This window comes from Klebsiella sp. PK01, assembly GCF_057624675.1.
This window is the reverse complement of the sequence record NZ_JBYEZM010000001.1, coordinates 771,641-784,735: the sequence shown is the minus strand read 5'-3', so window position 1 is coordinate 784,735 and position 13,095 is coordinate 771,641. Positions and strand designations below refer to the sequence as shown.

Annotated in this window: 10 protein-coding genes and 1 pseudogene; 6 read left to right on the top strand and 5 right to left on the bottom strand. The window is 58.6% G+C overall.

Annotated elements, in window-relative coordinates; all coding sequences use genetic code 11:
* Positions 1-2: 2 nt before the first annotated feature.
* Positions 3-374, bottom strand: coding sequence for a VOC family protein (locus tag AC22LX_RS03785; RefSeq protein WP_045397720.1), 372 nt, complete (start codon positions 372-374; stop codon positions 3-5).
* A 511-nt stretch (positions 375-885) separates the two neighbouring features.
* Between AC22LX_RS03785 and AC22LX_RS03780 the strand changes: the two genes are divergently transcribed.
* The 5 genes and pseudogenes from AC22LX_RS03780 (at position 886) to AC22LX_RS03760 (ending at position 7,558) form a co-directional block, all read left to right on the top strand.
* The gene (locus AC22LX_RS03780; protein ID WP_162184089.1) at positions 886-1,635 is read left to right on the top strand and encodes a gluconate 2-dehydrogenase subunit 3 family protein; all 750 of its coding nucleotides are present in this window, start codon (positions 886-888) and stop codon (positions 1,633-1,635) included.
* 2 nt (positions 1,636-1,637) lie between these two features.
* The gene (locus tag AC22LX_RS03775; protein WP_045397725.1) at positions 1,638-3,422 is read left to right on the top strand and encodes a GMC family oxidoreductase; all 1,785 of its coding nucleotides are present in this window, start codon (positions 1,638-1,640) and stop codon (positions 3,420-3,422) included.
* A 10-nt stretch (positions 3,423-3,432) separates the two neighbouring features.
* Positions 3,433-4,776, top strand: a complete 1,344-nt coding sequence (locus AC22LX_RS03770) for a c-type cytochrome (RefSeq protein ID WP_162184090.1) — start codon at positions 3,433-3,435, stop codon at positions 4,774-4,776.
* A 79-nt stretch (positions 4,777-4,855) separates the two neighbouring features.
* Positions 4,856-7,015, top strand: a pseudogene (gene ccmI, locus AC22LX_RS03765) (c-type cytochrome biogenesis protein CcmI); the annotation flags it as partial.
* Positions 7,016-7,033: 18 nt separating this feature from the next.
* Positions 7,034-7,558: a tetratricopeptide repeat protein gene (locus tag AC22LX_RS03760; protein ID WP_430915640.1), complete on the top strand. Its 525-nt coding sequence runs from the start codon at positions 7,034-7,036 to the stop codon at positions 7,556-7,558.
* A gap of 462 nt (positions 7,559-8,020) precedes the next feature.
* On the opposite strand, the gene AC22LX_RS03755 is transcribed toward AC22LX_RS03760, so the two are convergent.
* The 3 genes from AC22LX_RS03755 to budA are packed head-to-tail and all read right to left on the bottom strand — an operon-like array spanning position 8,021 to position 11,282.
* Positions 8,021-8,791: a (S)-acetoin forming diacetyl reductase gene (locus AC22LX_RS03755; RefSeq protein WP_045397690.1), complete on the bottom strand. Its 771-nt coding sequence runs from the start codon at positions 8,789-8,791 to the stop codon at positions 8,021-8,023.
* 22 nt (positions 8,792-8,813) lie between these two features.
* Positions 8,814-10,493, bottom strand: coding sequence for an acetolactate synthase AlsS (gene alsS / locus AC22LX_RS03750; protein ID WP_045397689.1), 1,680 nt, complete (start codon positions 10,491-10,493; stop codon positions 8,814-8,816).
* 9 nt (positions 10,494-10,502) lie between these two features.
* Complete coding sequence (gene budA / locus AC22LX_RS03745; RefSeq protein ID WP_015705188.1) at positions 10,503-11,282, bottom strand: acetolactate decarboxylase; 780 nt, start codon at positions 11,280-11,282, stop codon at positions 10,503-10,505.
* 106 nt (positions 11,283-11,388) lie between these two features.
* On the opposite strand from budA, the gene AC22LX_RS03740 reads away from it, so the two are divergent.
* Entirely contained in the window at positions 11,389-12,261 is an 873-nt protein-coding gene (locus AC22LX_RS03740; protein WP_045397688.1) for a LysR family transcriptional regulator, read from the top strand.
* A 62-nt stretch (positions 12,262-12,323) separates the two neighbouring features.
* Here the strand turns inward: AC22LX_RS03740 and AC22LX_RS03735 are convergent, their stop codons facing one another.
* Positions 12,324-13,094, bottom strand: coding sequence for a 3-hydroxybutyrate dehydrogenase (locus AC22LX_RS03735; protein ID WP_032707870.1), 771 nt, complete (start codon positions 13,092-13,094; stop codon positions 12,324-12,326).
* Position 13,095 lies beyond the last annotated feature (1 nt).

Here is a 13,095-nt window from a genome sequence, read left to right as displayed (position 1 = left end):
GCTTAGGGCGCCAGATGACACACTGCTTCGATATTGTGTCCATCTGGCGCAATGACAAAGGCGGCGTAGTAATTGGCGTGGTAATTAGGCCGCAGTCCCGGCGCGCCGTTATCCTTGCCTCCGGCGGCCAGCGCCGCGTGCCAGAAGGCATCAACCTGCTCGCGGCTGTCGGCGCTAAAGGCGATATGCAGCGATGCGGGTTTATCTTCGCTTTGATAGAGGCATAAAGAGGCATCGTTTGCCCCGGCTAATTCCGCGCCGTAAGCCGGCTCGCCTTCGCCCGCCAGCGTCACGCCGAGCGGCGCCAGCGCCTGTAAAAAGAATGCCTTGCTCGCGGCATAATCACTGACGCCAAATTTGACATGATCGAACATAAATTCTCCTTGTGGTTGGGAATATCTGTACGACATCACCGTGTCGTTAAAATGAGAAGGGCACAGATACTGATTTAATTAACAACGGTGATTAACTAATTTAACAGCTCGAATTGTTTAATTATTCATTAAGCGAGTATTTACAGGTGCTTAATCTGCCATGTACCATAAACAAAAAATAACAAATGTGATACATATCACCCTTTATTGGCGCTTTGGTAAAACCAAAGGCGCGAAATTTCCGCATGACTTACCGCACTCAGGTTATTAAATGCCCGATCTTATCGTGACAACCCGGTGAATATTTGCGCCATTTTCCCGCGTTACGTTGAGAATCGTCTAATATCCAAACGATAACCCTATAAATCTTATCGCTATTGGCGATTTATTGTACGTCTTATTGGCCAAAGCCAGACGGTCTGTTTCGCAACAGTTCAATGGTATCGGTACCAGAGCGGGATTTGCTGGGCTTGTAAGCGACAAAACAGTATTTTTAATTGACAGGAATGTGATTATGTCGAGCGAGAAAACCAACAATTCAAGGCGTGATTTTTTAGTAAAATCAATGGCCTTGATTCCAACGGTAGTCATCGGCGGCGGCAGCGTGGGCGCCATTGGCGTGGCGGCGAGCGCCACGGCACAGGCGGCCTCCGCACCCTCAGCCGGTGGCAACGCGGCATCCACCGACTGGAAGCCGCAATTCTTCAACGATCGCGAGTGGCTGTTTATCAACGCCGCCGTCGCTCGCTTAATCCCGGCCGATGAACTCGGTCCCGGCGCCAAAGAGGCCGGTGTGCCGGAGTTTATCGACCGCCAGCTCAATACCCCTTATGCCACCGGTTCCATCTGGTATATGCAGGGGCCATTTAACCCCGACGTGCCGAAAGAGATGGGCTACCAGCTGCCGCTGGTACCAAAACAGATTTATAACCTCGGTATCGCCGATGCCGAAGAGTGGTGTCAAAACCAGTATCACAAGAGCTTTGCTGAACTGAGCGGCGAGCAGCAGGATGAGGCGCTCGGTCTGTGGGAATCCGGCAAGGCGCAGTTCAAACAGCTGCCGGCCTCGCTGTTTTTCTCCTATCTGTTGCAAAACACCCGCGAAGGCTTCTTTAGCGACCCTATCCATGGCGGCAATAAAGGCATGGTCGGCTGGACGCTGATTAATTTTCCCGGCGCGCGCGCCGACTTTATGGACTGGGTTGAACGAGGCGAACGCTATCCCTTCCCACCGGTATCAATTAATGGGGAGAGGGCGTAATCATGGCGACCGTATTGAAAAAAACCGATGTGGCGATCGTTGGCTTCGGCTGGGTTGGCGCGATCATGGCCAAAGAGCTGACCGAAGCGGGGCTCAACGTCGTCGCGCTGGAACGCGGTCCGATGCGCGATACCTGGCCGGACGGCGCTTATCCGCAGGTTATCGATGAGCTGACCTATAACATCCGCCGCAAGCTGTTCCAGGATCTCTCTAAAAGCACGGTGACGATTCGTCACAACACCAGCCAGCAGGCGGTTCCCTACCGTCAACTGGCCGCCTTCCTGCCGGGCACCGGCGTTGGCGGCGCGGGTCTGCACTGGTCCGGCGTGCATTTCCGCGTCGATCCGATCGAACTGCGTATGCGCAGCCACTATGAAGAGCGCTACGGCAAAAACTTTATTCCCCAGGATATGATCATCCAGGATTTCGGCGTCACCTACGACGAACTGGAACCGTTCTTCGATAAAGCGGAAAAAGTCTTTGGCACCTCCGGTACCGCCTGGTCGGTCAAAGGGAAGGTTGTCGGTAAAGGCCGCGGCGGTAACGCCTTCGCGCCGGATCGCTCGGACGATTTCCCGCTGCCGGCGCAGAAAAATACCTGGTCGGCGCAGCTGTTTGAAAAAGCGGCGCTGGAAGTGGGCTATCATCCCTATAACCTGCCGTCAGCAAACACCTCCGACTCCTATACCAACCCGTATGGCGCGCAGATGGGGCCGTGTAACTTCTGTGGTTTCTGCAGCGGCTACGCCTGCTACATGTATTCGAAAGCCTCGCCGAACGTGAACATCCTGCCGGCGCTGCGCCAGGAAAAACGCTTTGAACTGCGTACCAACGCCAACGTACTGAAGGTCAATCTGACTGACGATAAATCCCGCGCCACCGGTGTGACCTATGTCGACGGTCAGGGCCGTGAAATGGAACAGCCGGCGGATCTGGTGATAATCGGCGCCTTCCAGTTCCATAACGTGCATCTGATGCTGCTTTCCGGGATTGGTAAACCGTACAATCCTGAGACTGGCGAAGGGGTGGTCGGGCGTAACTTCGCCTATCAAAACATGACCACTATCAAGGCCATTTTCGATAAAGATACCTTCACCAACCCGTTCATCGGCGCGGGCGGCAACGGCGTCGGCGTCGATGACTTCAACGCCGATAACTTCGATCACGGCGCGGCGGGCTTCGTCGGCGGTTCGCCGTTCTGGGTTAACCAGGCGGGGACCAAGCCTATCTCCGGCCTGCCGGTGCCTCCGGGTACCCCGGCGTGGGGCAGTAAGTGGAAATCGGCGGTGGCCGACACCTACACGCACCACCTGTCGATGGATGCTCACGGCGCGCATCAGTCCTATCGCCAGAACTATCTCGATCTCGATCCGAACTACAAAAACGTCTTTGGTCAGCCGCTGCTGCGCATGACCTTCGACTGGCAGGAAAACGACATCAAGATGGCGCAGTTTATGTTCGATAAGATGGCGCCGATCGCCAAAGCGATGAAACCGAAATATATGCTCGGCAGCCCGAAAAACGCCAATAGCCACTTTGACACCACCAGCTACCAGACCACCCATATGAACGGCGGCGCGGTGATGGGCGAAGATCCGAAGACCAGCGCGGTGAACCGTTATCTGCAGAGCTGGGACGTGCATAACGTCTTTGTCATCGGCGCTTCTGCTTTCCCGCAGGGGCTGGGCTACAACCCGACGGGTACCGTTGCCGCGCTGGCCTACTGGTCGGCGAAGGCTATCCGCGAACAGTACCTGAGAAATCCGGGTCCATTGGTGCAGGCATAAGGGAAAGCAAATCATGAAAATGCAATGGTTATCGGCACTGGTTCTCGGTGCGTTAAGCTGCGCGGCGTTCGCCGAAGAGGCGCCCGCGGACAGCAATCTGATTAAGCAGGGCGAATATCTGGCGCGCGCCGGCGACTGCGTGGCCTGCCACACCAACGGTAAAGAGGGCAAACCTTTTGCCGGCGGTTTGCCGATGGAAACGCCGATCGGCACCATTTATTCCACCAACATCACGCCGGACAAAGCGCACGGTATTGGCGGTTATACCTTCGAAGAGTTTGACGACGCGGTGCGTAAAGGCGTGCGTAAAGACGGTTCCACGCTCTATCCGGCGATGCCGTATCCTTCCTTCGCCCGTATCAACGAAGCGGATATGCGCGCCATGTACGCCTACTTTATGCACGGCGTGGAGCCGGTGAACGTTGCCAACAAAGACACGGACATCCCGTGGCCGCTGTCGATGCGCTGGCCGCTGGCGTTCTGGCGCGGCATCTTCGCCCCGACGCCGAGCGACTTTGTCGCCAATCCGCAGGTGGATCCTGTACTGGAGCGCGGCCGTTACCTGGTGGAAGGGCTTGGCCACTGCGGCGCCTGCCACACCCCGCGTAGCCTGACGATGCAGGAAAAAGCGCTTAGCGAAAGCGAAGGTGATAACTACCTGGCGGGTAGCAATGCGCCGATTGACGGTTGGGTGGCTTCCAGCCTGCGCGGTGAGAATCGCGACGGTCTGGGAAGCTGGAGCGAAGCCGAGCTGGCCGAGTTCCTGAAAACCGGGCGCAATGATAAATCCGTGGTCTTCGGCGGCATGAGCGACGTGGTTGAGCACAGCCTGCAGTATCTCTCGAATGACGATATCACCGCTATTGCCCGCTATCTGAAGTCGCTACCGCCGCGCGGCGGTAAACAGACGCCAGCTCCGGTGGAAGATAGCGTAGCGAAAGATCTGTGGAAAGGCGATGACAGCAAAACCGGCGCGGCGCTGTACGTCGATAACTGCGCCGCCTGCCACCGTACCGATGGCGTCGGTTATAAACGCGCGTTCCCGTCGTTGAAAGGCAACCCGGTGGTACAGACTGAAGATGCGACCTCGCTGATTCACATCATTCTGACCGGCAACACCACGCCGGCGGTGAAGGATGCGGTCTCGAACCTGACCATGCCGTCGTTCGGCTGGCGCCTTGACGATCAACAGGTCGCGGATGTGGTCAACTTCATCCGCACCAGTTGGGGCAACAACGCGCCGCCGGTGAGCGCCAGCGATGTGGCGAAAGTACGTAAAGATAAGTCGATGATTCGCGATGAAAAGGCGTTAGGTAACGCCGACGTCTCGAAACTGCCGACTGCTGCAGAGTAACTGGGCCGGGGCGGGGCACTGGATTCGCCCCGCCTGAGGTAAAAAACGTGATGACACCTGAACAACAGGGGACACAGCCATGATGCCGGAACTGGGCAACTATCTGCTGTGTCTGGCGGCGGGGCTGGCGCTGCTGCTAAGTATCTTTCCGCTATGGGGCGCGGCGCGTCAGGAACGATGGCTGATGGCATTAGCCCGGCCGCTGGCCTGCGCGCTGTTTATCTGCATCATCGGCGCGTTTGCGCTGCTGGTGCATGCCTTTGTAATCAATGATTTCACCATCCGCTACGTGGCGGAAAACTCCAACACCGCGCTGCCGGTGTGGTACCGGGTGGCGGCCACCTGGGGAGCGCACGAAGGCTCTTTGCTGCTGTGGGTGCTGTTGCTCAGCGTGTGGACGTTCGCCGTCGCGCTCTTCAGCCGGCAGATGCCTTCCGACGCGGTGGCGCGGGTGCTGGCGGTAATGGGGATGATCGCCTTCGGTTTCCTGCTATTTATCCTGTTCACCTCCAATCCGTTCAGCCGTAGCCTGCCGCTGTATCCCGTAGATGGCCGCGATCTCAATCCTATGTTGCAGGATATCGGGATGATTTTTCATCCACCAATCCTTTACATGGGCTACGTTGGCTTCTCGGTGGCCTTCGCCTTCGCGATTGCGTCGCTGCTGGCGGGGCGGCTGGATACCGCATGGGCGAGATGGTCGCGCCCGTGGACGCAGGCGGCGTGGATGTTCCTGACACTTGGGATCGTGCTGGGCTCGGCGTGGGCCTATTACGAACTGGGCTGGGGCGGCTGGTGGTTCTGGGACCCGGTGGAAAATGCCTCGTTTATGCCGTGGCTGGTTGGCACCGCGTTGCTGCATTCGCTGGCGGTAACCGAAAAGCGCGGCAGCTTCCGCGCCTGGACCGTGCTGCTGGCGCTGGCGGCTTTCTCGCTGTGCCTGTTGGGGACTTTCCTTGTGCGATCTGGCGTGCTGGTATCGGTGCACTCCTTTGCCTCCGATCCGGCGCGCGGGATGTTTATTCTTGCCTTGTTGACCCTCGCGATTGGCGGCTCGCTGCTGCTGTATGCGGTGAAAGGCGGGCGAGTACGGGCGCGAGTGGAACATACGCTCTGGTCGCGCGAGTCGTTCCTGCTTGGCAACAATATTCTGCTGATGGCCGCGATGCTGGTGGTGCTGTTAGGCACGCTGCTGCCGCTGGTGCACAAAGCGCTGGGGCTGGGGACGATATCGATCGGCGAACCGTTCTTCAATACCATGTTCACCGCGCTGATGGCACCGTTTGCGCTGCTGCTGGGGCTGGGGCCGCTGATTCGTTGGCGGCGCGACCAGCCGGGTAAACAGCTTAAACGACTGGCGATATCTCTTCTGGTGACGTTGTCACTTTCTTTGGCGTTGCCATGGCTGCTTCAGGACCGCATCACCGCGATGGCGGTCATCGGCCTGATGATGGCGCTGTGGGTGCTTATCTTCGCGCTGATTGAAGTCCACGAGCGGGCCACGCATCGCCACGGTTTCTGGCGCGGCCTGCGTACCTTAACTCGCAGCCAGTGGGGAATGGTGCTCGGCCATGTCGGCGTGGCGGTAACCGTCATTGGCATCACCTTCAGCCAGAACTACAGCATCGAGCGCGATGTCCGCATGCGGGCTGGCGACAGCCTCGATATTCATCGTTATCACTTCGTCTTCAAGGGCGTGCGTAATATTGTCGGGCCGAACTGGAGCGGCGGCGAGGGCGTGATTGCCGTCAGCCGCAACGGTCGCCCGGAAGCCACGCTGTATGCTGAAAAACGCTTTTACACCGCCAGCCGGATGATGATGACCGAAGCGGCCATCAGCGGCGGGTTTACCCGCGATCTTTACGCCGCGCTGGGTGAAGAACTGGATGATGGCAGCTGGGCGGTGCGTCTGTACTATAAACCGTTCGTGCGCTGGATCTGGTACGGCGGCGTACTGATGGCGCTGGGTGGGCTGTGCTGTATGCTCGATCCGCGTTACCGCCGGTCGCGGCAACAGAAAACAGCAGTGGATCGCAATGACATTAACCGCTCGCTGTACCAGTCCCGACTGCGCGAACTTGAGCAGGAGCGTACTGATAGTAATGAAGCGATGATCGTCGAGCTGCAACGTACATTGTTGGCGGATATTTCGCCGCAGGAAACGACGCGCGTTCGGCCGCTTAGCCGCTGGTTGCTGCTACCGGGGGCGCTGTTATTGGTCTTCGTCAGCGGCGGGCTGTATCTGAAAACCAGCGATGTGGGTCAGGTGCTGCTGTGGCGACAAAGCGAGCGCCATTATCCCGCGCTGCTGGCGCAGGCGAAAGATCCGACCGCGGCGCCGCTGCGGATGGATGAGTTGGCCCAGCTGAGGCTTGGGCTGCGCAGCCATCTGCAGGATAGCCCTGACGATCTCGCCGGCTGGCAACTGCTTGGGCGGCTTGGCCTGCTGCTAAACGATGGCGAGACGGCGATCGGCGCGTTCGGGCGGGCGCATAAGCTGGCGCCGGATGACCCGGCGGCAAGTTTTGATTACGCCAGCGCGCTGGTGCGGGCGGGCGATAACGCGCAGATGCGGATGGGCGAGCTGTTGCTGCGCGAGCTGCATCAGCGGCAGCCGAAAAACCTGCCGGTGCTGGAGATGCTGGCGCTCAGCGCGGTACGTAATGAAGACTATCCGCAGGCGGTAGCGGCGCTACAGCAGCTGCTGATGTTGTTGCCGGAGGGCGATGCCCGCCGCGAGGCGATTGCCCGCCAGCTGGCGCAGGCGCAGCAGGCTCGGTAGTAGATACTGTTATCGGTTGGCAACGGTTTTGTCGCACAGGGCTTTTCCCGGAGGCGGCGCGTTGCGCCTTCTCCGGGCTACCAAATCGTACAGCGCTGTAGCCCCGGTAAGCGGCAGCGCCACCGGGGGTTTGGAGGCCATTGGTACCGGCAGTTTAAGCCAGCATGGTAAATAAATTAAAGGCAGGCCGTACGGACCGTAGATACTGTTATCGGTTGGCAACTGTTTTGTCGCACAGGGGGTTTCCCGGAGGCGGCGCGTTGCGCCTTCTCCGGGCTACCAAATCGCACAGCGCTGTAGCCCCGGTAAGCGGCAGCGCCACCGGGGGGGGGAGGCCATTGGTACCGGCAGGGCCGTAGGCCGGGTAAGGCGTAGCCGCCACCCGGCAAAATAACGGCGTAACAGACGAAAAAAAGCCCCTGCGCATGCGCAGGGGCAAACCATGTCAGAGCTTATTTTTTATTAATTGAATACCATGCCGCCATCGATCAGCAGCGATTGACCGGTCATATAATCGGAATCCGGGCTGGCAAGATAAGAGACGCAGGCGGCGACATCTTCTGGCTCCGACAGGCGGCCGAGGGTGATGCGTTTGGCGAATTCTGCGGTGCCATAGCCCAGAGGTTTACCGGCCGCTTCGGAGACCTGACGATCGATCTCGGCCCACATCGGCGTTTTCACAATCCCCGGGCAGTAGCCGTTGACGGTAATACCCAGCGGCGCCAGGTCGCGTGCGGCGGTTTGCGTTAAACCGCGTACGGCGAATTTGCTCGAGCTGTAGACCGCCAGTTCCGGGTTGCCAACGTGGCCGGCCTGCGAACAGGCGTTGATGATTTTGCCGCCGTGACCCTCTTTTTTAAAGGCATCGACTGCCGCCTGAATCCCCCAGATCACCCCTTTAACGTTGATGTTGTAGACCTTGTCGACAATCTCCGGCGTAATGGATTCGATAGGCGTCGATGGCGCAACCCCGGCGTTGTTGACGATGACGTTGAATCCGCCCAGCGTTTTCCGCGCCTGTTCGACGGCGGCAAACACCTGCTCGCGGTCGGAAACATCGACTTTGACCGCGATGGCCCGGCCGCCGTGCTGATTGATTTCATCCGCCACGGCTTTTGCAGTGGCGTCATTGTAATCGGCGATCGCCACGGCAAAACCGTCCTTCACGAGGCGTAACGCGATAGCTTTACCAATGCCCTGACCGGCGCCGGTGACAAGTGCGACTTTTTTCATTTCCATTTCCTTTTGTGATGACTTAAAGAATCTGACTCAGGTGTAGCTGGCCCATCAGCAGCGGGTTATCGCGGTAATCCACGGGGATGGCGACCACCGCCGGGCCGTCGACGTCCATCGCCGCGCGTAGCGTCGGCTCCAGCGCATCAGCGCTTTCCACCGCAAACCCTTTCGCGCCGAAGGATTCGGCATAGGCTTTAAAATCCATTGGCCCGAACTCGACGCCGGACAGGCGTTGATATTTTTTCTCTTCCTGGATAGCAACCATGTTGTAGCCGTTATCGACCCAGATAAGATGCAGGATGTTGGCTTTCAGGCGGACCGCCGTTTCCAGCTCCATACTGGATTGCAGAAAACCGCCATCGCCGGAGACCGAGACCACTTTGCGCTGCGGATTGACCAGCCAGGCCCCGATGGCCCACGGCAGGGCGACGCCCATGGTTTGCTGACCATTGGAGATCATCACCTGACGGGCGCGGAAGCTGTAGAGATAGCGGGCGATCCAGATATGGAAGCTGCCCATATCGACCGTCAGCGTGACGTCGCTGTTGACGATATCCTGCATGGCGCGAACGATGCGCAGCGGGTGCAGGGCGAACTGATTCAACTGCGCTCCGCGGCGGTCAAGCAGTTCCCGCTGATGCTGGCGGTCGTGGAGGATTTCAGCGGCCTGCGGCGAGAGCACCAGCCGATGATCGATATTTTGCGCCAGCTTGTTCAGCGTGCCGGCGATGTCGCCCACTAGCTCGACATCCGGCGTGTAGTTACGCTCTTCATAGGCGGGCAGTACGTCGATATGTACCAGCGTCGCGTTGCCGCTGTTCCACATCGCCGGTTCGTATTCCACCGGGCTATAGCCGATGCAGATAACCAGGTCGGCCAGTTGCAATAAGCGGTCACCGGCCTGATTGTTAAACAGCCCGACGCGCCCGGCGAAGCGCGAGAAGTTATCCTGATTGACCGCCCCGGCGGCCTGATAGGTGCTGGTGACCGGAATATGGCTGGTTTCCAGCAAACGATGCAGCGCGGCGCTGTTTTCCGTCTGGCTGGCCATCAATCCAAGCAGGAACACCGGATTCTTCGCCTGGGCAATCAACTTCGCGACCTGATTGATTGCCTCGTCAGGCGCGGCGCCCATCTGCGGCGCGCTGCTGGCGGGCAGCACTTTGCCGGTCGCCGGACCATCGACGACATCCTGCGGCAAGCTGACGAAGGCGCTGCCCGGGCGCCCCTGCTCGGCGGCGCGAAAGGCATTAGAAACCACTTCCGCCAGCGCATCCGGCGAGGTCACTTCCACGGCGTATTTGGTGACCGGGTTGAACATCGCCACCGTGTCCATACTCTGATGCACCTGTTTGGCTTTATCGGCGCGTTTGACCGCGCCGCCCAACGCCACCACCGGGTCGCCTTCGCTATTAGCGGTGGCCATGCCGGTTATCAGGTTGGAACAGCCCGGACCGGAGGTTACCAGCGCGACGCCCGCTTTGCCGGTAATACGCCCGACCGCGGCGGCCATAAAGGCGGCATTGGCCTCGTGGCGCACTGGAATAATGCGGATTGAGGAGTCCAGTAATGAGTCGAAAACCTTATCGATTTTAGCGCCGGGGATCCCGAAGACCTGGCGTACGCCTTGCGCTTCCAGTTGGCTGACGACCAGATCGGCGCCGTGCGCCCACTGGCGCAGCGGATACTGTTTGTCCATGTGAACCTCCTAACTTTCTACTGAACGGATGGCGGCATCGAGATTGTCGGGATGCAAATTGGCCTGCAGGAACGCGCTGTCGGCGGGAAGGTCGATCATCAGCTTATGAATTTCGCCGAAGGTCAACACCCCATGGTCGAGCTGGTAGTCCAGCAGGTGGCCGCCGCCCTGGCGGTCATCGGTGATAAAGTGTTCGTGATAGCCGGCGACGTTAATTCCCTGCATATGCTGCGGGGTACGAAAGCCGACCAGTACGCCGTCACGCTGGTTAAAGCGGAACACCGGCTGATCGTCGAGTACGTCGGTCATCGCCCGGTAGGGCGGCGTCTGACGCGGCACGGTGCGGGTATGGGCGTGGCGGAAATGACCATCGATTCGCAACGCGCAGAACAGATTGTCGGAAGGGATTTGCTGGTCAATGACCTCATGCAGCTGCTGGCGGCTGACCGGGTGGTCAAAGGTTTTACGGTACTGCGGCTGGAACCAGGTCATTACCGCAAATGGGGTTTTCTGTTCCGGACGCGCTTTACGCGCGCTGCCGTCGGCACGCAGTTGATACACCTGGCTGCTAAACGCGATCAGCTCGCCGTCGAGTTCATTAAATGTGCCGAGCCCGAAATCGCCGTGCTTCAGCAGGTCCGCAATGGTGGTGGTACCTTCGTAGACGCCGCTAAGCAGGGCGCTCATCAGCGAAGTTTGATATAGCACGCTATCGGGATGCTGGGCGGAAAACGCGCGTAGCGTTTCACACAGACTCTCTTCGCAGGTGCAATCTGAAGCATGATTCATGAGCCACTTCCTCGTTCAACAAATATAAGAAAGGTTAAATAAAGGTTGACCCGATTCAGCTCACAGTTCCAATATAGAAATCATGCTGGTTTGAGACGTTTTCGATATGGAACTTCGTTATCTACGCTATTTTGTCGCCGTCGCCCGGACGCGACACTTCACCCGGGCCGCGAAAGAACTGGGTATCTCACAGCCACCGTTAAGTCAGCAAATTCAGCGGCTTGAACGTGAGGTTGGCACTCCGCTGTTGCGCCGGCTAACCCGCGGGGTGGAGCTGACCGAAGCCGGGGAGTCCTTTTATGAAGATGCCTGCCAAATCCTCGCGCTGAGCGATGCGGCGCTGGAAAAGGCCAAGGGCATTGCCCGCGGCATGAACGGCAGTCTGTCGTTAGGTATTACCAGTTCTGATGCTTTCCATCCGCAAATCTTCACCTTGCTGCACCGTTTTCAGCTAGAACATCCGGGCGTCGCCCTCCATCAACAGGAAGGCAACATGGCGAATTTGATGGCGGCGCTGAGCGAGGCGGAGATCGATATCGCCTTTGTCCGCCTGCCGTGCGAAAGCAGCAAGGCGTTTAATCTGCGTATCATTGATGAGGAGCCAATGGTCATCGCGCTGCCGCGCGATAATCCATTGTCAGCGGAGCCGACGCTGGCGCTGGAGCAGCTGCGGGACGTCGCGCCGATCCTCTTCCCGCGTGAAGTGGCGCCGGGTTTGTATGAGCTGGTGTTCAATAGCTGCCTGCGCGCCGGTATTGACATGAACCGCGCCAGGCAGTCGTCGCAGATTTCATCGTCGCTGAGTATGGTAAACGCCGGATTTGGTTTCGCGCTGGTGCCGCAGTCGATGACCTGTATCGCGCTGCCCAACGTCAGCTATCAATCGATACAGGGGACGCCGGTCAAGACCGATATTGCCATCGCCTGGCGCCGTTTTGAGCGCTCGCGCACGGTGAAGCGATTTTTGGAGATGTTCTAATTCCCGGGGCGCATAGCGCGACCCAACGGAGATACGCTGACCTTTTCTCCGTTGGGTTAGCGTTACTGCGCCACCCAGCCGCCATCCATATTCCACGCCGCGCCGCGAACCTGAGCGGCGGCGTCGCTGCATAAAAATAGCGCCATTTCCCCCAGTTGCTGAGGGGTCACGAACTCTCCGGAAGGTTGTTTTTCAGCAAGCAGCTGCGCTCTGGCCTGCTCCGGGTCGGCCCCCTCGGCGATACGTTTATCGATCTGCTGCTGAACCAGCGGCGTCAGCACCCAACCGGGGCAAATCGCGTTGCAGGTAATGCCGGTACGCGCGGTCTCCAGCGCCAGCGTTTTGCTAAAACCAATCACCCCATGCTTAGCGGCGACATAGGCGGATTTCTCTTTCGAGGCGACTAACCCATGCACGGAGGCAATATTAATAATCCGCCCCCAGTTGCGCTCGCGCATGCCCGGCAGCGCCAGGCGGCTGGTGTGGAAGACGCTGGACAGATTTATCGCCAGAATATCGTTCCATTTTTCCACCGCGAACTGCTCCACCGGCGCAACATGCTGGATACCGGCGTTATTAATCACAATATCGACGCCGCCAAATTCGCTTTCGGCATAGCGCATCATGGCTTCAATTTGCCCGACGTCGCGCAGGTCGGCATCGTGATAGCCGGGAATTTTACCCAGCGCGGCAACCTCGGCTCGCGCGCTCGTGCTGTCGCCAAAACCATTCAACACCAGCTGCGCGCCGGCCTGCGCCAGTACTTTGGCAATGCCTAAACCAATACCGCTGGTGGAGCCGGTGACCAACGCTGTTTTACCGTTTAAATTCATT

Excerpts from the sequence above, each read along its gene's own strand:
- AC22LX_RS03785 (WP_045397720.1), bottom strand. The coding sequence starts at position 374 with ATGTTCGATCATGTCAAATTTGGCGTCAGTGATTATGCCGCGAGCAAG.
- AC22LX_RS03775 (WP_045397725.1), top strand. The coding sequence starts at position 1,638 with ATGGCGACCGTATTGAAAAAAACCGATGTGGCGATCGTTGGCTTCGGC.
- AC22LX_RS03755 (WP_045397690.1), bottom strand. The coding sequence starts at position 8,791 with ATGAAAAAAGTCGCACTTGTCACCGGCGCCGGTCAGGGCATTGGTAAA.
- alsS (WP_045397689.1), bottom strand. The coding sequence starts at position 10,493 with ATGGACAAACAGTATCCGCTGCGCCAGTGGGCGCACGGCGCCGATCTG.
- budA (WP_015705188.1), bottom strand. The coding sequence starts at position 11,282 with ATGAATCATGCTTCAGATTGCACCTGCGAAGAGAGTCTGTGTGAAACG.
- AC22LX_RS03740 (WP_045397688.1), top strand. The coding sequence starts at position 11,389 with ATGGAACTTCGTTATCTACGCTATTTTGTCGCCGTCGCCCGGACGCGA.
- AC22LX_RS03735 (WP_032707870.1), bottom strand. The coding sequence starts at position 13,094 with ATGAATTTAAACGGTAAAACAGCGTTGGTCACCGGCTCCACCAGCGGT.